The organism is Micromonospora craniellae (genome assembly GCF_014764405.1).
In the GTDB taxonomy this organism is placed as follows: domain Bacteria; phylum Actinomycetota; class Actinomycetes; order Mycobacteriales; family Micromonosporaceae; genus Micromonospora; species Micromonospora craniellae.
Map to the genome: position 1 here is coordinate 3786425 of NZ_CP061725.1, position 20195 is coordinate 3806619.

Annotated in this window: 18 protein-coding genes; 12 read left to right on the top strand and 6 right to left on the bottom strand. The window is 71.9% G+C overall.

The genetic code is table 11. The features are described from left to right. Positions 1 to 47: 47 nt before the first annotated feature. Positions 48 to 941, bottom strand: a complete 894-nt coding sequence (locus ID554_RS17015) for a metallophosphoesterase (protein ID WP_117227413.1) — start codon at positions 939 to 941, stop codon at positions 48 to 50. Positions 942 to 966: 25 nt separating this feature from the next. Here ID554_RS17015 and ID554_RS17020 point away from each other — a divergent pair, with 25 nt between their 5' ends. Then, positions 967 to 1422: a GatB/YqeY domain-containing protein gene (locus ID554_RS17020; protein ID WP_117227326.1), complete on the top strand. Its 456-nt coding sequence runs from the start codon at positions 967 to 969 to the stop codon at positions 1420 to 1422. A 123-nt stretch (positions 1423 to 1545) separates the two neighbouring features. Here ID554_RS17020 and ID554_RS17025 read toward each other — a convergent pair whose 3' ends face one another. Beyond that, positions 1546 to 4005 carry a penicillin-binding protein gene (locus tag ID554_RS17025; RefSeq protein ID WP_117227414.1) on the bottom strand — a complete coding sequence of 820 codons (2460 nt, stop codon included), beginning with the start codon at positions 4003 to 4005 and terminating at the stop codon, positions 1546 to 1548. A gap of 403 nt (positions 4006 to 4408) precedes the next feature. Between ID554_RS17025 and ID554_RS17030 the strand changes: the two genes are divergently transcribed. Further along, positions 4409 to 4723 (top strand): WhiB family transcriptional regulator, encoded by a 315-nt coding sequence (locus ID554_RS17030; protein ID WP_117227327.1) that lies wholly within the window; start codon positions 4409 to 4411, stop codon positions 4721 to 4723. A 9-nt stretch (positions 4724 to 4732) separates the two neighbouring features. Here ID554_RS17030 and ID554_RS17035 read toward each other — a convergent pair whose 3' ends face one another. From ID554_RS17035 to ID554_RS17045, 3 genes are read right to left on the bottom strand one after another with little or no spacing between them, the layout of a single operon-like run. Continuing rightward, complete coding sequence (locus tag ID554_RS17035) at positions 4733 to 5884, bottom strand: ArsA family ATPase (protein WP_191088566.1); 1152 nt, start codon at positions 5882 to 5884, stop codon at positions 4733 to 4735. Positions 5885 to 5937: 53 nt separating this feature from the next. Then, positions 5938 to 6915, bottom strand: coding sequence for an ArsA-related P-loop ATPase (locus tag ID554_RS17040; RefSeq protein ID WP_117227329.1), 978 nt, complete (start codon positions 6913 to 6915; stop codon positions 5938 to 5940). Positions 6916 to 6941: 26 nt separating this feature from the next. Next, the gene (locus ID554_RS17045) at positions 6942 to 7535 is read right to left on the bottom strand and encodes an Rv0361 family membrane protein (RefSeq protein WP_117227415.1); all 594 of its coding nucleotides are present in this window, start codon (positions 7533 to 7535) and stop codon (positions 6942 to 6944) included. A gap of 327 nt (positions 7536 to 7862) precedes the next feature. Here ID554_RS17045 and ID554_RS17050 point away from each other — a divergent pair, with 327 nt between their 5' ends. The 7 genes from ID554_RS17050 to ID554_RS17080 all read left to right on the top strand — a co-directional run bounded on the left by ID554_RS17050 (position 7863) and on the right by ID554_RS17080 (position 15670). Continuing rightward, entirely contained in the window at positions 7863 to 8339 is a 477-nt protein-coding gene (locus ID554_RS17050; protein WP_117227330.1) for a hypothetical protein, read from the top strand. A gap of 62 nt (positions 8340 to 8401) precedes the next feature. Then, complete coding sequence (locus ID554_RS17055; RefSeq protein WP_013736319.1) at positions 8402 to 8557, top strand: DUF4177 domain-containing protein; 156 nt, start codon at positions 8402 to 8404, stop codon at positions 8555 to 8557. Positions 8558 to 8561: 4 nt separating this feature from the next. Then, positions 8562 to 9023 (top strand): RidA family protein, encoded by a 462-nt coding sequence (locus tag ID554_RS17060; protein ID WP_117227331.1) that lies wholly within the window; start codon positions 8562 to 8564, stop codon positions 9021 to 9023. Between the two features lie 116 nt (positions 9024 to 9139). Continuing rightward, positions 9140 to 9964: an MBL fold metallo-hydrolase gene (locus tag ID554_RS17065; RefSeq protein ID WP_117227332.1), complete on the top strand. Its 825-nt coding sequence runs from the start codon at positions 9140 to 9142 to the stop codon at positions 9962 to 9964. Further along, positions 9961 to 13578: an adenylate/guanylate cyclase domain-containing protein gene (locus tag ID554_RS17070; RefSeq protein WP_117227333.1), complete on the top strand. Its 3618-nt coding sequence runs from the start codon at positions 9961 to 9963 to the stop codon at positions 13576 to 13578. Before ID554_RS17065 ends, ID554_RS17070 begins: the two co-directional genes overlap by 4 nt. A 156-nt stretch (positions 13579 to 13734) precedes the next feature. Continuing rightward, the gene (locus tag ID554_RS17075; protein ID WP_117227334.1) at positions 13735 to 14178 is read left to right on the top strand and encodes a hypothetical protein; all 444 of its coding nucleotides are present in this window, start codon (positions 13735 to 13737) and stop codon (positions 14176 to 14178) included. Between the two features lie 31 nt (positions 14179 to 14209). Continuing rightward, positions 14210 to 15670 carry a serine/threonine-protein kinase gene (locus tag ID554_RS17080; RefSeq protein WP_117227416.1) on the top strand — a complete coding sequence of 487 codons (1461 nt, stop codon included), beginning with the start codon at positions 14210 to 14212 and terminating at the stop codon, positions 15668 to 15670. 6 nt (positions 15671 to 15676) lie between these two features. Here the strand turns inward: ID554_RS17080 and ID554_RS17085 are convergent, their stop codons facing one another. Further along, complete coding sequence (locus ID554_RS17085; protein WP_147333423.1) at positions 15677 to 16006, bottom strand: hypothetical protein; 330 nt, start codon at positions 16004 to 16006, stop codon at positions 15677 to 15679. Positions 16007 to 16225: 219 nt separating this feature from the next. On the opposite strand from ID554_RS17085, the gene ID554_RS17090 reads away from it, so the two are divergent. The 3 genes from ID554_RS17090 to ID554_RS17100 all read left to right on the top strand — a co-directional run bounded on the left by ID554_RS17090 (position 16226) and on the right by ID554_RS17100 (position 20193). Further along, positions 16226 to 18028 carry an alpha/beta hydrolase gene (locus ID554_RS17090; RefSeq protein ID WP_117227336.1) on the top strand — a complete coding sequence of 601 codons (1803 nt, stop codon included), beginning with the start codon at positions 16226 to 16228 and terminating at the stop codon, positions 18026 to 18028. Positions 18029 to 18166: 138 nt separating this feature from the next. After that, positions 18167 to 19108 carry a transporter substrate-binding domain-containing protein gene (locus tag ID554_RS17095; RefSeq protein WP_117227337.1) on the top strand — a complete coding sequence of 314 codons (942 nt, stop codon included), beginning with the start codon at positions 18167 to 18169 and terminating at the stop codon, positions 19106 to 19108. Further along, complete coding sequence (locus ID554_RS17100; protein ID WP_117227338.1) at positions 19105 to 20193, top strand: hypothetical protein; 1089 nt, start codon at positions 19105 to 19107, stop codon at positions 20191 to 20193. The genes ID554_RS17095 and ID554_RS17100 overlap by 4 nt, the downstream gene beginning before the upstream one ends. Positions 20194 to 20195 lie beyond the last annotated feature (2 nt).

The window sequence follows — 20195 nt, forward strand, 5'->3', positions numbered from 1 at the left end:
AGCCCACCGGCCCCGGGGGTCAAACTCGGTACCCCCGGGGCCGGGGCTCAGCGGGGGATCAGGGTGAGCAGGCTCGCCTCGGGCGGGCAGGCGAACCGGACCGGGGCGGTCGGGTGGGTGCCGAGGCCGGCGGAGACGTGCAGCCATGAGTCGGAGCCGGGCCAGCGGTGCAGGCCCTTGGCCATCGACCGGGGCAGCCCGCAGTTGGTCACCAGCGCACCCACTCCCGGTACGCACACCTGGCCGCCGTGGGTGTGACCGGCGAGCAGCAACCCGAAGCTGTCGGCGGCCATCTCGTCGAGCAGAGCCGGTTCGGGGGAGTGGGTCAGGGCGATGGAGAGGTCCGCCGAGGCGGAGACCGGGCCGGACACGGAGGGGTAGTCGTCGCGTTCGATGTGCGGGTCGTCCACACCCGCCATGTCGATCGCCCGGCCGCCGGCCTTGAGCGTGACCCGTCGGTTGTTCAGGTCGGTCCAGCCGGCCCCGGTGAAGACGTCACGCAGTTCCTCGTAGGGCAGCTCGACGCCCTCGGTGTACTCCCGGTCGGGCAGGAAGTAGCTGAACGGGTTCTTCAGCACCGGGCCGGTGTAGTCGTTGGAACCGAAGACGAAGGCGCCCGGGTAGTCGAGCAGCGGTTGCAGCGCCCGCAGGACGCCCGGCACCGCCCCCGGGTGGGCCATGTTGTCACCGGTGACCACGACCAGGTCGGGGTCGAGGGCGGCCAGCGAGGCCACCCAGTTCTGCTTGCGTACCTGGTTGGGGGTCATGTGCAGGTCGGAAAGGTGCAGGACGCGCAGCGGCTCGGTGCCGGTCGGCAGCACCGGGACGTCGAAGCGCCGGAGGGTGAACATGTTGCGCTCGACGAGGGACGCGTACGCCAGGGCGGCGGCGCCCGTCGCGACGGTGGCGGTCGCGAGCCGGAATAGTGTGCGCTTTTGCATGCCGATCAGGGTAGTTTGGGCGACCATGAGCACGCTGAAGGACCGCCTCACCGCCGACATGCGCGCCGCCCTCAAGGCCCGCGACGAGCTGACCACCTCCACCCTGCGGATGGCCCTGGCCGCCGTGGGCACGGCCGAGGTCTCCGGCAAGGCCAAGCGTGAGCTCAGCAACGACGAGGTGCTGGGTGTGCTGACCAAGGAGGCGAAGAAGCGCCGCGAGGCCGCCACCGCCTTCGCCGACGCGGGTCGCGCCGAGCAGGCCGCCAGGGAGACCGCCGAGGGCGAGGTGCTGGAGCGTTACCTGCCGAAGCAGCTCTCCGACACCGAGCTGACCGAGCTGGTCACGGGGGCGCTCGCGGCGGGCGGGTTCACCGGCAAGGCGCAGATGGGCCCAGCCATGAAGGCGGCCCAGGCCGCGGTGGCCGGCCGGGCCGAGGGTGGCCGGGTGGCCGCCGAGGTACGCCGACAGCTCGGCCTCTGACACCTCACCGGCTGGTACGCGCAGGGCCGGCGCATACCGCTGACCATGCCGACGACGCAGAACGGGCGGGCATCCCTCTCCAGGGGTGCCCGCCCGTTCATGTGCGGTCGGTTCGGCCGAAGATCAGCCGCCCGGTCGGTCCGGGGGCCGACTCGGGTTGCTCGGCGCACCGCCCGGTCGGCCGTTGCCGCCGTCGTTACCGCCACCGGAGTCGTTGTTGCCACCGCCACCGGAGCTGACCAGGATCGTCACGATGCCGTTCTTGATGGTGCGGCCCTCGGGGCTGGTGCCGGCGGCGGTGCCGGCCGGGCATTCCGAGGTGACCCGGGCGCTGGAGACGATCGCCTGGAATCCGGCACCGGAGACGCGGGATCTGGCCTGGTCGATGGAAGTGCACTTCACACCGGGGATGGTGCGCTGCTCGCCCTCGGACAACTTCCTGCCGGGTGGGTCGAAGTCGATCCCTTTTTTGCCCTTCATGGCGTCGCGCAGCGTCTCATAAACCGGCGGATTGATGCCGTCCGCCGTCTTGTGCTTCATCTTGACGTTGGTCTGCGGCCAGTCCGGATCGGCCAAGATGCCGGCCACCGCGTACTGCTTGGTCATCGCGACCAGGGAGGCGGCCTTCTCGCCGTCGGTGGTGCCGGACTTGCCAGCGATCGGCTTTCCCACGATGCCCCGACCTTCGGCGGCCGTCCGGCTGCCGCCGCACTTGGCGGTGGGGGAGTTGTCACCGACCGGGCAGCGGGCCGCGTCGACGGCGGCACGGGCCACGTCCGTGCTGATCCGCTTCTCGCACCGTGGGTTCGCGACGTCCAGCTTGTTGCCGTCCAGATCGCGGATCTCCTGCACCGGGATCGGCTCGCAGTACTTGCCGTCAGCGGCCAGCGTGGCGTACGAGTTGGCCAACTCCAGCGGGGTGACCTGGGAGACGCCCAGCGTGAAGGCGCCCCACTGGTTCGCCGCCTCCTTGGTGGCGGCGAACTTCGCGTCCTCGCTCTGCCGGAACTGGATGCCCAGGCGCTTGGCCACGTCCACCACGTTCGCCGCGCCCACCTGCTGTTGCAGCGGGACGAAGTACGTGTTGGTCGAGGCGGAGAAGGCGCTCCACATGTTCTTCACGCCACCGGGCTGTCTGTTCGAGTTGGTCGGGCAGTAGAAGTGCGTACCTTCGCAGGCGGCCGGACTGCTGCGGGAGATGATGTACTCCGACTTGAACTGCTGCGGGGCGTTGATGGTGTAGTCGAGCGGGATGCCCTTTTCCAGCGCGGCCACGATCGTGTAGAGCTTGAAGACCGAGCCGGCCTGGTAACCGGTGATCCCGTCACCGCCGGTGAGTAGCGGGTTGACCGTGCTCGGATAGTTGCCGCGTTTGTCGTTCTTGCGCTGCTTGGGGTCGCTGTGCGGCAGGTTCTTCGGGTTGTTCGGGTTGTCCAGCTTGAAGTTGCGGTTCACCGAGAGGGCCCGGACCCGGCCGGTGCCGGGCTCGACCACCGCGACCATCGCGGCCTCCTTGGACTTCACCGACTTGGCCTTGCGGACCGCCTTGTCGGCACCGTCCTGTGCCTGCGTGTCCAGCGTGGTCACGATCGTGTAGCCGCCGCTCTTGAGCCGCCGCTCCCGGTCGTACGTGGTCGACCCGAACGTCTCCTCCGACATCCACCAGCGGTAGAAGAAGTCGCAGAAGAAGCCCCAGGCGTTCTTCTTGGTGGCGACGCAGCCGTTCGGCGCCCGCTTGCCCTTGACCTTGAGTTCGACGGCCTTGGCCTCGGCGGCCTGCTCCTGGGTGACGGCCCCGGTCTTGACCATGTTGTCGATCACGTAGTCACGCCGGGCGACCGCCTGCGGGTAGCCGCTCTTGGTGGTCGGGTCGAACGAGGTCGGCGCCTTCACGAGACCGGCCAGCATGGCGGCCTCGTCGATCGTCAGGTCCTTCGGCGGCTTGTTGAAGTAGACCTGGCTGGCGGCGTAGACGCCGTACGCGCCGTTGCCGAACGCGGCGAGGTTGAGGTAGCTCGTCAGGATCTCGTCCTTGCTGAGCGTTTTCTCGATCTGCAACGCGTAGTTCATCTCGCGCAGCTTGCGGGCGCTGGTGTCCTCCGTCGCGGCGACCACGTCGGCCGGGTGCGTCGCCGAGTACGCGATGCCCATCCGGACGTACTGCATGGTCAGCGTCGAGGCGCCCTGCCGGTCGTTGCCGGCGGCGCTGTTGTTGACGAAGGCGCGGGCGACGCCGTTGAGGTCGACTCCGTTGTGGTGGTAGAAGTCGTGGTCCTCGGCCGCGATGATCGCGTTGCGCATGTTCTCGCCGATGTCGGCGAACGTGATGTCCCGCCGGTTCTCGTCGTACATCGTGGCCAGTGGTGTCTTCTTGTCGCTGGCCAGCAGGTAGCTGATCTGGGGGGCGCGGGACATCGTCAGTTCCTTCGGCAGCGCGCCGAAGGTCTCCGCGCCGGCCTTGGCGGCCAGGCCAGACATCGCCACCGCGGGGAAGGCCGCTGCGGCGACCACCACGCCCGCCAACAGCCCACAGATGAGCAGCGATGCGGCGTTGGTCAGGATGTTGTGGTCACGTTTCCGCATCCAGGTCACCTCGACAGGGTACGCGAACAGGTAACGAGGGGCGCTTGGGCGTCTTTCTCCCATTTCCTGCGCGCGCCGTCCTCGTTGTGCTAGACGCGTGGCACCGGAGATCTGGTTGCGTGTGATCCGTGTCGAGCTTTCTCCGCGTGGGGGTGGCGCGCAGCGTTTTCGTGGAATCCCGTGGGGTAAGCGGCGGTCCCGAGCCCGAGAAGCCGGGAGTGTCCGGAATGATGGATTTGGCCGACAACGTTGCGTAATCGGGTAACTACAGAGCATGATGGGGGCGGCGACAGCGCCACATGTCGTCCGTGCCGCCTTGGGGTAAGGCGTGCCGGATGACCGGGGGGAATTGCCGGCTGGCCCGCGACGGCGTCGGTAGTACTGCAAGGGGGGACGAGTACAGATGGGCATGATCACTGACTGGCCGTCATTTGCGGCATGTCAGAACGGGGACCCGGACGCGTTGTTCGTACAGGGCGCCGAACAGAACGTGGCCAAGCGGATCTGCCGGAGTTGCCCAGTCCGCTACGAGTGCCTGGCCGACGCGCTGGACAACCGCATCGAGTTCGGCGTCTGGGGTGGCATGACCGAACGCGAACGCCGGGCGTTGCTGCGTCGGCACCCGCAGGTGACCAGCTGGCGCAAGATGTTCGAGGCGGCGATGAAAAAGAACGCCAAGGACAAGACCGGCAAGGACAAGATCCTGGCCACCACCTGACCGGCGCGGTCAGGAGCGGCTGATCGCCGCCCCGATCGTCCGCAGCCCGTCGACGTCGTGCACGTCGGCGGGCTGTGCCGTCACCGAGACCGTCGGCACCTGCGGGAACGCCTCGGTGAACCGCGCCGACACCCGCTGCTCGCGTACCGCCTGCTCGGCCAGGGCCGCGTGGGCGCGCAACACCTCGACGACGCCCTCGTGGCCGCCGGCCGAGGCCAGCCGGTCGGCGGCGGCCCGACTGGCCGACGCGTCCAACCCGGTGTCGGCCGGGCGGTGCACCCGGTTGAGCACCAGACCGGCGAGCGGCATGTTTTCCTTCCCCAGCCGCCCGGCGAAGTAGGCGGCCTCCCGGACCGCATCCGGCTCCGGCGCCGCGACCAGCAGGAACGCCGTCTCACGCGCCTGGAGGATCCGGTACGTCTGCTCCGCCCGCTGCCGGAACCCGCCGAACATCGAGTCGAGCGCGGCCACGAAGCCGGACAGATCAGTCAGCAACTGCGCGCCGAGGATCTTCTGTACCACCCGGGAGAACATCCCGAAGGAGGCGGTGACCAGGCTGAACATGCTGCGCCCGCCGGTCCGTGCCGGGGCCAGCAGGAGGCGCAGCATCCGCCCGTCGAGGAACCGGGACAGCCGGGCCGGCGCGTCCAGGAAGTCCAACGCCGACCGCGACGGCGGAGTGTCCACCAGGATCAGGTCCCAGTCGCCGCGTGCGTGCAACTGACCCAGCTTCTCCATCGCCATGTACTCCTGCGTACCGGCGAAGGTGGAACTCATCGCCTGGTAGAAGGGGTTGGCGAAGATCTCGGACGCCTTCGTCGGGTCGGTGTGCGCGAGCACCACGTCGTCGAAGGTGCGCTTCATGTCGAGCATCATGGCGTGCAGTTCGCCGCCGCTGTCCTCGACGTCGATCCCCTTCACCTGCCGGGGCGTGTTGTCCAGCTCGGTCAGGCCCAGCGACTGGGCCAGCCGTCGGGCCGGGTCGATGGTGAGCACCACCGTACGGCGGCCGTGGCGCTCGGCCGCACGGAGTGCGAGAGCGGCGGCCGTGGTCGTCTTACCCACCCCGCCCGCACCGCAGCAGACCACGATCCGTACGCCGGGATCGGCCAGGATCCGGTCGACGTCCAGCGGCGGCGCGGCGTTGTCGGAAGGCACCAATCGAGCGTATCGGCCCGACCCGGTCCGCGCGGCGGGCCGAGGTCAGGTGTGAGTCAATCGCCCTGCACCAGGGCGGCGGCGAGCTCGTCCAGGCCGGCCCGGTCCACCCCGTCGGGCAGCAGCGGCAGCTCCACCAGGGGCACGTCGAGTTCGGCCAGGTCGGCGCGGAGCGAGTCCTCCAACTCCCGGCGGACGGCCTGGTCGCGTGCCTCGTCGCGCAGCCCGGAGACGGTCCGCCGGTCGGCGGGCAGCCCGGCGGCGCGCAGCCCCCGCGTAAGCTCCGCCTCGGTGACCACCCGCCCTGCCGGCAGCGGCGGCCGGGTCCCGTTGACGATCACCCGGCCCACCCCGAACCCGAGCGAGGCCAGCTCAGCGATCGCGTCGACGGTCTCCTGGACCGGCATCTCCTCCAACAGGGTCACCACGTGCACCGCGGTCATCGGCGAACGCAGCAGCACCGAGACCCCCTCGCTCTGGGTCTTGATCGGGCCGACCTTGGCCAGCCGGGCGGTCTCCGCGGTCACGTTCAGGAAACGGGCGATCCGGCCGGTCGGCGGGGCGTCCAGCACCACCGCGTCGTAGACCCGCCGTTGCTCGACGGTGCGGGTGGTGGCCTCCTTGACCTTGCCGGTGAGTAGTACGTCGCGCAGGCCCGGGGCGATGGTGGTGGCGAAGTCGATCGCGCCGAGCTTGCGCAGCGCCCGGCCGGCGGCACCCAGCTTGTAGAACATGTCCAGGTACTCCAGCAACGCCTCCTCGGCGTCCACCGTGAGCGCCCACACCTCGCCGCCGTCCGCCGTGTCGGCCAGGTGCCGCTCGGCGTACGGCAGCGGGTCGGTGCCGAAGAGCTGGGCGATGCCCTGGCGGCCCTCCACCTCGACCAGCAGTGTGCGGCGCCCACCGGCGGCCAGGGCCAGCGCCAGGGCGGCGGCGACGCTGGTCTTGCCCGTGCCGCCCTTACCGGTCACCACGTGCAGGCGGGCGGGCCACTCCGTGCCGGCCCGATCGGCCGGGCGCTGCGCTGCTCCCACCGGTCGAGCCTATCCAGCCGGCCGGTTCAGGCGACCTCGCAGACCCACCAGCCGCTCGTCCGGATCACCGTGAAGCGCAGGTCCTGGTCGGCGATCTTCTCGTCGGCGGTCGTCACGGTCACCGTGGTGGTGACGGTGGCGCGGTCACCGGTCTCGTTGTCCACCTTCGGGGTGTCCCAGCGGAACCGGGGGCTCTGGTGAGCGGTCACGTACTGCTCGACCTCGGCGACCTTCGCCCGGATCTTGTCCTGGTCGCGTGCGTCGGTGCAGACCAGCCGGGCCGCCTTGGCCGCGTCCCGCTCCTGGTAGACGGCGGTGAGGAAGTCGTCGACCGCCACCGACGGGTCCTGGGCGCCCTCGCCGGACTCGGCGTCGCGCACGGTCAGGAACGCGACCACGCCGCCACCGCCGCAGAGCAGCAGCACCACGGCCAGTGCGATCGAGGCCGCCAGGGCGCCGCCCCGTCTGCGCGGTGGCGTGGCCGGCGACGGGTACGGCGGGTAGCCGCCCGGCGAGGCAGACGCCGGTCCCGGACCGGCTGGCGAGGTGGGGTGGACCGGTGGGCCGGCCGGCAGCGGGTCGGTGGGGCCGGTCGGGCCGCCGGCGGGTGGCTGGGTCATCGCGTACCCCCGGGTGCGGCGCATCGCCGCGGGACGGCGACGAGCGTGGGTTTGGGGCGGCCGGGCCGGGCGCCCGTCCAGACGGGAAGGGTAACGGTCCGCCGGCCGGGTGCGGGGGGCCCGGTGTCACCTGTACGGACGGCGCGATCGGCTTCTTGCTGGTTAGGTGTCGCAAATGTGACGAAAGGCCGCTGGGCGTGCGCGTCCTGTTGATGGGACCGCCGCGCCGGTCCTACCGTCGCTCCGGCACGCCCTGACGAGGCCGGCCGCAGCGGTGCCGGACCGGCCGGCGGTGCCGTGACCAGGTACGACGCCCGGAGGAAGTGCATGCGCGACATCGACAACACCCCTCGAACCCAGTTCCCCACCGGGAGTCGACGGGGCAGCCGGACGGCCGGCGGCGACTCCTCCGGCCGGCTGCCGGTCAACGAGCGGTCGTACCGGCGTACCGCCGACCCGGTCGGCGTGGTCGAACCGGCCGGCGGGCGGGACGAGGAGGTCCCCGGCTACGTCATCCACCTGCCCGTCCGGGTGGCCGACCTGGCCGCCGCGACCGCGCTGGCCGCCCGGGTGGCCACCTCGCTGAATTTTCTGCCCGAGCTGGACGCCGGTGAGACGGAGGTGTCGACCGCCGACGACCAGAACAACCGGCACCAGGTCTTCTGCGACCTGCTGCTGCCCGACCGCACTCGGTGCCCCCAGCCGCACGACCACAAGGGCCTCTGCGGGGACGTGTCTATCGCCCCCGAACAGCGGCCCGCCGCGGAGCAGTGGCCGACCTCGGAGCAGCGTCCCGCGTCCTGACCGGCCGGCGGACCGTAGGCTGTGCCCCGAAGTGTCCATGCCACCGAGGGAGCTCTCCACCGATGCAGAAGTGGGAATACGCCACGGTCCCGCTGCTGGTCCACGCGACCAAGCAGATCCTCGACAACTGGGGTGAGGACGGCTGGGAACTGGTCTCCGTCGTACCCGGGCCGAACCCGGAGCAACTCGTCGCCTACCTCAAGCGCCCGAAGGCATAAGGCCGTGAGCAACGGACCGCACGGGAAGTTGGCGGAACTCGGGTTGGCGCTGCCGGAGGTGGTGCCGCCGGTGGCGAGCTACGTGCCGGCGGTGCAGTCCGGCCAGCACGTGTACGTCTCCGGGCAACTCCCGATGGCCGAGGGCAAGCTACTGGCCACCGGCAAGGTCGGCGCCGGTGTCTCCGCCGAGCAGGCCAAGCAGCTCGCCGAGCGGTGCGCCCTCAACGCGCTCGCCGCGATCGACTCGCTGGTCGGCCTGGAGAACATCGTCAAGATCGTCAAGTTGACCGGTTTCGTGGCGAGCGCCCCCGGCTTCACCGGTCAGCCCGGCGTCATCAACGGCGCGTCGGACCTGTTCGGCGCGGTCTTCGGCGAGGCCGGTCGGCACGCCCGGTCGGCCGTCGGCGTGGCGGAGCTGCCGCTCGACGCCCCGGTCGAGGTCGAGGTCATCGTCGAGGTCGCCTGACCGGCGCCACCGCGATCTTGTGGTTCCGGCCGGACGAAGGCCCCTAACGAGGGCGAATCGGGGACCAGAACTGCAAGATCGCGGAGGTGCTTCGGCGGGGTCGTACGATCGCAGCCATGGGAGGGCATGTGACGGGGGCGGTGACCGCCCTCGCCAGCGAGTTGCCGGAATGGGTGACGCTGCTGCGGGCACCCAACCCGGGGCCGATGACACTGGACGGCACCAACACGTGGCTGCTGCGCGCCCCGGGCGCGGCGTACGGCGTGGTGGTCGACCCGGGGCCGGCCGACGAGGCGCACCTGGCTGCCATCGCGGAGTGGGGACCGGTCGGCCTGGTGCTGATCACCCACGGGCATCAGGACCACACCGAGGCGTCGCCGCGTCTGCACGGGATGCTCGGCGGGGTGCCGGTACGTGCCGCCGACCCGGCGCACAGCATCGGCGGTCCGGCGCTCGACACCGCCGGTGACGTCGACGGTCACGGGCTGGCGATCCGGCTCGTACCCACCCCCGGGCACACCGCCGACTCGGTCTGCCTCCTGGTCGAGCACGGCGGCCGGCAGGTGGTGCTGACCGGCGACACCATCCTGGGCCGGGGCACCACCGTGGTCGCCCACCCGGACGGGCACCTCGGTGACTACCTGACCAGCCTGGAACTGCTCGCGACGTACCGGGGGATCCCGGCGTTGCCGGGTCACGGGCCGGCGCTGGCCGACTGCGGTGCCGCCGCCGATTTCTACCTGGCCCACCGGCGGGCGCGGCTGGACCAGGTCCGGGCGGCGTGCGACGGCGGGGCGCGGACCCCGGCCGAGGTGGTCGCCGTCGTGTACGCCGACGTGGACCGGTCGCTGTGGTGGGCGGCGGAGTGGTCCGTACGCGCCCAACTGGAGTACCTGGGTCGGGAACCCGAGGGCTACGCCGCGAGGTTGGACCGACCGTGACCTGCCCGGTGTGCGGAACCGTCGCCGTGCCCGGCGCCCGGTTCTGCCACAACTGCGGCGCCGCGCTGCCGGCCGCCGCCACCCTGCCCGCCACCGAACGTCGGGTGGTCACCGTGCTCTTCGGCGACCTGTCCGACTTCACCTCCTGGTCCGAGGACCTCGACCCGGAACGCGTCGGCGCGGTCACCGACCGGGTGCTGGCCGCACTGGCCGGCGCGGTGAAGACCTTCGGCGGGCACGTCGACAAACTCACCGGTGACGGGATCATGGCGGTCTTCGGCGCCCCGGTCGCGCACGAGGACGACGCCGAACGCGCCGTCCGGGCCGCCCTGTCCATGCAGCGGGCGGTCCGCCGGGTGCTCGACGACGAGCGCGGCGGCGGTGCGCCGTTGGGGCTGCGGGTCGGGCTGAACACCGGTGACGTGATCGCCGGCATCCAGGCCGCGATCGAGTACACCGTCATCGGCGACACGGTGAACACCGCCGCGCGGCTGGCCGACGCCGCCGCCGTCGGCGCGGTCTACGCCGGGGCGCGGACCGCGGCGGCCACCCGGCACGTCGCCAGCTGGCGGGCGTTGCGGCCGTTGCGGCTCAAGGGCAAGCGCGAGCCGGTCGAGGCGTACGAGCTGCTCGGTCTGCTGGATGCGCCGGGCACCCGTTCCGGCCTCGGCGACGAGGCGCCCTTCGTGGGCCGGGAGACCGAGATCGGCCGGGTCGCCGGCCGGCTGGCCGAGGTGATCGACCGTGGGGAGCCCCGGGTGCTGCTGATGACCGCCGAGGCGGGGATCGGCAAGTCCCGGTTCGCCGCCGAGGTGGAGCGCCTGGCCGCCGGCTACGACGTCGGCGCCGGACGGTACGCGGCACACACCGGCGCCCGGGTCCTCTCGGTCCGCTGCGCCGCGTTCGGCGAGCGCCGTCGGCTCGCCCCCCTGGCCGACCTGGTACGCGCCGCCACCGGCCTGCCCAACGACACGGCCACGGCGGTCACCCGGGCCGCCGTCGAGGAGCGGCTGCGCCGGCTCGGGCAGCGCCTCAGCCGCTCCCGCACCGAGCCCGCCCCGGTCGCCGTCGACCAGTTGCTGGCCCTGCTCGGGTACGCCGAGCTGCCCGCCGCCGCGCACACCGACCAGAGCGAGTGGACCGGCACCCAACCGCCACCCGACGCCGAGGCGGTGCCGAACGCGGTGGCCGCCCTGCTGAGCGCGCTCGCCGAGGAGGCGCCGTTGATGGTGGTGGTGGACGACCTGCACGACGCCACCGCGGAGACCATCGGCGCGCTGGAGGTCACCCTGTCCCGGCTCGACGGGCCGGTCCTGGTGCTGCTGCTCGGGCGGCCCGAGCTGGTGCGTACCGCGGGCACCCTGGCCCGGGTCGCGGACGCCGAGGTGCAGCCGTTGCCGCCGCTGCGCGGCGCCGACGCGTCCCGCCTGCTCACCAGCTACCTCGGCGGCGGACGGCTGCCGCAGGCCGATGCCGACCGGCTGCTCGCCACCGCCCAGGGCAACCCGTTCTATCTGGCCGAGCTGGTCACCCTGCTGATGGAGCGCGGCGCGCTGACCGCCGGGGCGCGCAACGACTGGCGGCTGGCCCCCGGCTCGCTCGGCAGCCGGCTGCTCTCCCGTGACCTGGCGGCCGTGCTCGCGGCCCGGATCGACGCGCTGCCCGCCGAGGCCCGCTCGGTGCTGCGGGACGCGGCGGTGGTCGGGGACACGGTGCCGGACGGCGCGTTGGAGGCGCTGCGCGAGCAACGGGCCGGACGCGACGGCCGGCCGGCCGCGGTGGTCGCGCTCGAACTGGACCGGGCCGTGGAGGAACTGCTGCAACGCCGGATGCTGCACCGCACCCGCACCGGGTACGCCTTCGCCACCCCGCTGATGCGGGAGGCCGCGTACGCCGGGGTCAGCAAGGCGGAGTTGGCTGAGCGGCACGCGGCGCTGGCCCGCTGGGCGAACCCGGCGGGCAGCGTCACCAGCGGCCTGGGCGGCCCCGACCTGGTCCCGACCGGCGCCACGGGTGGTCCGAGCGGGTTCACCGAGGCGGCCCGGGACGACTTCGTGGCGCAACACGTCGAGCGGGCCACCGCGTTGGCCGACGCGGTCACGTTGCGTCCGGACGCGCCGGCCCGGGCGGTCGCCCCGCTGGGGGTCGCCGCGCTCGGCCGGGCCACCCGGCGCGCCCTGCACGAGGGCGAGCCGGCCCTCGCCGTCGAGTACGCCGAACGCGCGGCCGAACTGGCCCGCGTCGACGGCGTACCGGCGCAGGACCGGGTGGTGCACGCGCGGGCGCTGCTCCAGGTCGGGCGGGTGGCCGACGCGCTGGCGTCGGCCGAGAAGATCGCCGCCAACGCCGGGGACCAGGCGACCACCCGGATCAGCGCGCTGCTGCTCGCCGGGCAGGCCCAGCAGGCGATGGGTGACCTGCGGCGGGCCGAGACCTGCTGGCGGGAGGCGTTGCAGGTGGCCACCGAGGCGGACCTGCCGGGCCTGCGGGCCTCGGCGATGCGCCGGCTGGGCATGGCCGACTTCCTGGCCGGCCGGCTCGGCGAGGCGAGCAGCCGGTTGGCCGCCGCGTACCAGGTCAGCCTGGCGGTGCAGGACCGTCGGGGGCAGGCGTGGTCGTTGCAGAACCTGGCCTGGGTGACCACCACCCGGGGCGACTTCGCGGGTACGGACGCGGTGCTCGGCCGGGCCGCCCGGCTCTTCGCCGAACTCAAGGACCCGTACGGGCGGGCGTGGCTGCGGGGCACCACCGCCTTCGCGCGGTTGCTCGCCGGCCGGCTGCGTGAGGCCCGTCGGCTGGCTCGGATCTTCCTGCCCTTCGGTGAGCGGGTCGGTGAGGCGTGGGCGGTGGGCACCCTGCGGGCGGTCGACGCGTACGCCAACGCGGAGCTGGGCGAACTGCTCGACGCGGACCGGGAGGCCCGTCGGGCGTACCGCGAGTTCGCCGCCGCCTCCGACGAGTGGGGGCAGGGTTTCGCGCTCGTCGTCCGGGGTGTGGTGGCGCGTGGCCTGGGCGAGCCGGAACACGCCGCCGATCTGCTCACCGGCGCGCTGGAGTACGCCGGTCGGACCGCCCATCCGCTGCTCACCGGCATGGCCGGCACGCTGCGCGGCTTCGTGGCGCTGGACATGGGCGACGTGGCCGGCGCCGAGCGGTACGCGCGAGCGGTGCTGACCAGTGTGGAGCCGCACAACCCGCAGGCGCCCGCGCAGGTGGGGCCTCGGGTGTTGCTGGCGACGGCCCGGTTGGCGGCCGGTGACTCGGGCACTGCGGTCGGACTGCTCGCCCCGGTGGCCACCGCCGCCGCCACCTCACCGTCGCTGCTGTTCTCGCGTCGGCAGTCGATGGCGCGGTACGCCTCGGCACTGCTCGCGCACGGGCAGTGCGAGCAGGCGTTGGACTGGGCCCGCCGGGCAGCGGCCGCGCCGGCCGAGGACGTGCGGAGCCAGGTCGTCACGGCGAGAGTGCGGGCCGAGGCGCTGGCCGCCTGCGGTCGTCCGGCAGAGGCGCTGACCAGCGCCGAGGAGGCGGTCCGCCTGTCGTACGCCACCGAGCAGCGCAGCGAGCGTGTCGACGCCGAGGCGCTGTACACCCGCCTGCGTGACGCCGGCTGAGCCCGTCGCACCCGAGAGCCGGCCGACCTGCGCCGTGGTGAGGTGGGGGCCGGGTCTGTCGGTTCCGGTGATGTGGTCTGTCGGGGCCGACCGATAGCGTGCACGGTGCACGCGGCGGTCAACATGGGCGGTCGTGCCGTAATGGGGAGGGCTCAGATGAGGCTGCCGCGCTCGGTCGCCGGCTGGACGATCGCGGTGTTCGGCCTGTTGGCGCTGGTGATGGGCGCGGTCGGGCTGCTCTGGCCGGAGGCGCTGCTCGGGATGCTCGGCTTCGAGATCCCGGCGACCCGGGCGCCCGGCGACTACACGGGCGTGTTCGTGACCGCCTCGTCGATGGCCTCGTTCAACATGGGGGTCTACTACCTGCTCGCCACCGCCACCGAGTGGCGGGCGTTCTACCGCTTCACCGTGGTGTTCCGGCTGGTCACGTTCACCGTGTTCACCCTCGCGGTGCTGGCCGACGTGGCGCCCGGGCGGTTCTTCGGTGTGGCGGCCTGGGAGGGCGTGGGCGCACTGGCCACCGCCGCTGGTCTGTGGTGGGACGCCCGGCGCGGCACGGAAACGTCGCCCGCGCCGTCGCCCGCCGATGCGGTTCGCTGAGCGACCGGTCCAGTTGGGTATTTTCGAAACCGTGACCGACACCCCGCCCGGCGCCCTGCCGACGCCCATCGTGCCCGGTCTGACTGATTTGCAGGTCTTTGCCCGAGGAGGGTACGCGACGGTCTACCGGGCCACCCAGATCTCGGTGGACCGAGAGGTCGCGGTCAAGGTGGAGAACCGCACCCTGGCCAGCGACCGGGACCAGGCGCGTTTCCTGCGCGAGGCGCGCGCGGCCGGCCGGATGTCGTCGCACCCGCACGTGGTCGACCTGTTCGATGTCGGGGTCACCATCGACCAGCACCCCTACCTGATCATGGAGCTCTGCGACGGATCGTACGCCGAACGGATGCGTACCTCGCCGCTGGGTGCCGCCGAGGCGCGGGACCTCGGCATCAAGATCGCGGACGCGCTCGCCCACTCGCACGGGGCCGGGGTGCTGCACCGCGACGTCAAGCCGGCCAACATCCTCTACTCGCACTTCAACTCGGCGGTGCTGGCCGACTTCGGGCTGGCCGTGGTCGCCGAGATGCGCGACGCCACGGTCGCCCTGGAGGTGCTCACCCCGGCGTACGCCCCGCCGGAGATGTTCAGCCACAGCCCGCCGTCACCGGCGGTGGACGTCTACGCGCTCTGCGCCACGCTCTACGCGGTGATGCACGGGCGGCCGCCACGCTGGCAGGCCGAGCGCAACCCGAGCCTGGTCACCGTGCTGGAGATGTTCCACCAGCCGATCCCCGGCATCCCCGGCATTCCGGAGGAGCTGGTGGACGTGCTCCGGGCCGGGATGGCCAACGATCCGGCGGAGCGTCCCTCCGTCGTGCAGTTGCACGACATGCTGGTCGGCCTGCAACTGGAGGGTGCGGGCCCGCCGATCGGCCTACTCGGCGGCGTACACCACGGCGGCGTACGGTCAGCGGGCGCGGCATCCGACGCTGAGGCCGCCGGCACCTCCGCCGACCACAGCAGGACACGGCGCTGGTTCCTGGGCGCCACCGGTGTGGTCGCGCTGGCCGCATCGGCGGGGGTCGGCGCCTGGGCCGCCGGTGGGCTCACGTCGGGCCAGCCGGCCGTCCCGACCCGGCCGATCACGACCGGCGTGCACCGTCCGGGCTGCGCCACCCTGCCCGAGGCGCTGCCGGAGGGCGCCCGGTGCGCGGAGGAGTTGGAGTGCTTCGGCCCGGTGCAGGTGCGTGGTCAGCGGGCCGAGGCGAGCCAGGTGCCGTGCGACACCCGGCACACCTGGGAGAGCTACGCCGAGGGGGAGTTGCCCCGCACCCTGCTCGACGCCGACCACGACGAGATCGTGGCGGATCCGACCGTTCGCAAGATCTGCAACACCGAGACGTTCCGGCTGGTCAGCGGGATCGACCAGCCGACCGGGTGGAATCTGGAGGTGCTGCCGCCGGCGGACCCGCAGACCGATGCCACCTATCGCTGCCTGGCCGGGCGAGGTCTGGACGGCTTGGCGTCTCCCACTCTCACCGGCGGCTGAGCGAGGTCAGCGGCTCGCGTCGGGGCGGTAGCGGTCCCGCATCGCCCGGACGGCTTCCCGGTCGCCCAGCGTCTCCAGGGTGTCCGCGTCGATGCCGGGCGTCTGGGCCAGGGGGTGGACCGGGGCGGTCGGGGCGGGTGGCGCGGCTGGACCGGCCTGCCGGGCGGCGGTGACCGCCACCCCGGTGACGATGGCGAGCAGGACGCAGCCCAGTGCCATCGCGACCCCCAGCAGATCCTGTCGGGGCGAGAGGATCAGTGCCACCAGCAGCCACAGCGATCCGAGTGCGGCGACCACCGCAACAGCGCGCGCGTCAGGTCCGGGGATGCGTCTCACGCGTCCAGAATGTCGGAGATCGCCGATCTGTCAACAGTAGGCGGGCGAGTACCTGCGGAACACCTGATAACTCCAGCTTACGGGATGCGGGGTTATGACCTCGCCTGCATTGTCGGACATGTTGTTGTTCGCCGGGCGGCATCCATCGTCTGACGTCTCTAGAGTGACGGGGGTCGAGTCCGACTCGACGTGTCCCGTATCCCACCGGAAGGCGTCCACATGCCACGACCAATCCGGAACCTCGCCGCCGCAGGGCTCGTCGGCGCGCTCCTCGCCGGAGCGGCGGTCGTACCCGCCACCGCCGCGTCCACCACGATCGGCGGGGGCATCGCCACGGTCACCCACCGCACCACTCCGCTGGAGCGGCTGCGGGTCGACCGCGTGCCCACACCCAAGTTGGACTGGTACGAGTGCTACGACTACGCCGAGTGCGCCACCGTCGACCTGCCGCTGGACTACGACCAGCCGAAGGGCGCGACGACTGAGATCGCGGTGCTGCGGGTCAAGGCGCGGGACCAGAAGCGCAAGATCGGCAGCCTCTTCGTGAACCCGGGAGGCCCGGGCGGATCGGGCACGGATTTCGCCCTCACCGCGCCGTACTACCTCGGCGACGAGGTGCTCGACCGGTTCGACATCGTCGGGATCGACCCGCGCGGCGTCAACACCAGCGAACAGGTCAGGTGCTTCAAGTCGGTGGAGGAGCAGACCCGGGCGTCCGAAGGGCTGTTCGTCTCCTTCCCGTACACCAAGGCCGAGGAGAAGGCGTACGTCGCCTCCTCGATCGCGGTCGGCAAGGCCTGCTCGACCACCGGCAAGCCGCTCAGTGGCGCGATGTCGACCGCCCAGGTCGCCCGCGACATGGACGTGCTGCGGCGGGCGGTCGGCGACAAGAAGCTGTCCTATCTGGGCCTCAGCTACGGCAGCGTGCTCGGGCAGTACTACGCGAACATGTTCCCCGACCGGGTGCGCGCCGTGGCGATCGACGGAGTGCTGGACGCGACCGCGTGGTTCGGCAGCGGCGCCTCCGGCAACCTCGGTCAGGAGGAACGGATGCGCAGCGCGCAGGGCGCGTACAAGGCGCTGCGCGAGATCTTCAAGCGCTGCAGGACCGCCGGTGTGGACGCCTGTCCGCTGGCCTCCGGTGACCCGGCTGCCCAGTTCGAGTTGGTGGCGCAACGGCTGAAGGCCAAGCCGGTGGTGATCGAGGACCCGGAGTTCGGCGATTTCACCATCACCTACGCCGACTTCGTCGGCTGGACCCTCAGTAACATGTACGGCCCGGACGGCTACCTGTACATCGTCGGCGACATCCTCTGGCTGCTGACGCTGACCGACCCGTCGGCCACGGACGCGACCCGCGCGCAGGCGCGCGCCTCGGTGCTCCAGCGGGCCGCCCAGGTCCGACAGCAGGCCCGCGCCGACGACCCCGCGTACATCAACATCCGTGAGAGCTCGTTCGGCGTGATCTGCACCGACGCGAACCACCCGACGGACGCCGCCTCCTGGGCGGCGCGGGCGGCAAGGGCCGACCAGCGCGACCCGTACTTCGGCCGTTCCTGGACCTGGTTCACCGCGCCCTGTGCCCGGGACACCTGGACGGTGCGCGACGAGGACCGCTACACCGGCCCGTTCGACCGGCGGACCGTCAACCCGATCCTGGTCGTCGGCAACTACTGGGACCCGTCGACCAACTACAACGGTGCGGTCGCCACGGCCAAGCTGCTGCCGAACAGCCGCCTGCTGTCCAGCGACAACTGGGGCCACACCGCGTACGGCACGTCGGCCTGCGCGACTGACGCCATCGACGCGTACCTGCTGCGGCAGGCGATGCCGAAGAAGGGCAGCGTCTGCCACGGCGACATCCAGCCGTTCGAGGAGCTGCCGGAGTCGGCGGCAGCCGTCCGGGTCGACACCTCCAAGGTGGACCTGGCGGCCAGGGGTGCGCCGCGCCGCGGTGAGCCGAAGCAACTTCCGCCGGTGGTAGCGCCGATGCCGGCCGTCGGCTCGCTGACGGTGCGCTGAGTCCGGCGACGCACCGACCGGGGTGCGGCGGGCATCCGACTGCCCCGCCGCACCTCGGCGCGTTTCCCGGCGTTGCCGATTGGCGGGCGCTCGCTACGTTCAGTGCCATAACCACTTCGAATGGTAGTGAGGTGATCCATGGTCGGACGGCTCTCCAGGACCCGGTGCCGCTCGGTCGCGACCACCCTCGCGGTCGCCCTGACGCTGTTTCTGGGCGCTGCGGCCGGATGTGACAGCCGGCAGGAGCCGGAACTGCCCTCGGTGCAGGAGAAGCTCCGCGAGTCCCACATCTGGGGCCAGACCGTGCTGCGGGTCGGGGTGGCGACCAACGAACCGCTGATGGGCGACGTACGCGACAGTGGGCACGTCGGCTTCGACGTCGAGATCGCCCGCTACATCGCCGCCTCGCTCGGCTACGAGGGCGACCAGCGGATCGAGTTCGTGCCGGTCTCCACCGAGGACCGGATCCCCGCCCTCCAGGGTGGGATGGTCGACCTGGTGGTGTCCAGCTTCTCCATCACCGAGGAGCGGAAGAAGCAGGTCAGCTTCGCTGGCCCGTACCTGGTGACCACCCAGGAGGTGATGGTCCCGAGCCGGCACCGGGACGCCATCCGGACCATCGAGGACCTGCGGAATCCGAAGTTCCAGATCTGCACCAGCGGCGGCTCCACCACCGAGGCGGAACTCGAACGGCACCAGGTGCGCGTGGCGGTGGTGAAGAACGTCGGCGACTGCGTCGAGGGCATCCTGGACGGCCGGTACGACGCGGTCAGTTCCGACGAGACGATCCTCGCCGGCTTCGTGGCCCGGTACCCGACCGAGTTCGAGATCGTCGACATGCCCTTCGGCACCAGCGAACTCCTCGGCATCGGCGTGCCCATCGGCGACCCCGCGCTGCGTGACCTGGTGGCGTACTTCCTCGACAAGAGCTACCGGCAGGGACGCAACGGGGAGATCAGCCCGTGGCAGGTGGCGTACAACCGGACCCTGGGTCCGTGGCTGCGGGCGGAGAAGCGGCAACCACAGCCGCTCGACGTGCCCCGACTGGTCGACTTCGACGACAAGGTGCCGGGGCGATGAGCACGCCGACGGCGATCGCCGGTGACGCCCCGGACGCCGACCGGCCGGTGCCGTACCAGGTGACGCCCTCGGGGGTGCCGCCGGCGGACGATCCCGCGAAGCCGGGCGGGCGCGCGGGCGTCGACGTGGACCAGACCGAGCGCCGGGCCCGGGCCAGCCAGTCGTTCTGGACGGCGGTGGTCGGCGTACCGGCGGTCTTCTCGGTGCTCCGGCTCGGCGTCGAGGCCGGCGGCGAGTTGCAGACCACCCTGCTGCTGGTGGCCAACGTGGGACCGGTCAACATGCTGGCCGGCTTCCTCACCACGGCGGCCCGCCTGCTCTGCACCGCGCTGGTGGCGGTCTTCGCGCTCGGCGGGGTGCTCGCGGCCAGCCGGGAGGCCACCGCCCGTCGCTCGCTCTTCGCCCGCTGGATGGACGTCACCCCGGGCTGGTTCATCGCGGCGAGCTTCCTGATGGCGCTGGTCACCTGGCCACTGCTGTACCTGCCGCTGCTGCTGCCGACCCTGGCGGCGGCGTTCGGGCTCACGCCGGCCCGGCTGCACGACCGGCCAGCGGTCCGCGTTGTGATGATCACGGCAGGGTACGCGGCCTACCTGTGGCTGCTGTTACCGACGCTGAACGACGCCTGGCGGCAGGCAGAACCGCTGCCGATCGTGTTGCTGGTGGTGCCGCCGTTGCTGGCGCTCTTCGTCGCCGGGCCGCTGCCCCGGGTGGTGCTCCGGGCCTTCGCCCCACTGAGTCAGGCTGCCGTGCTGGTGGTGCTGGTCTGGGCGGCGCTGCCCGTGATCAGCACACCGGTGCTGCCGCTCACCGTTACCACCGTCGGGGACTCCGCCGAGGCCACCGAGGAGATCCGGGGGCACGTGGTGACCACCGACGACGTGCACACGGTGATCCTCCAGGAGCGGGGCGGCGTCCGGTACGTGCCCGTCGACCGGGTACGCGGACAGGTGCTCTGCCCCTCCGAGGAGGAACTGCCCCGGTACCGGCTGTGGATCCACGACTTCCATGTCGAGGACTCGCTGCTGGAAGGGCTGGGTCGACGGGTACGCCCGGTGCACCGGGTGGACGCCGCCTGCCGGTGAGC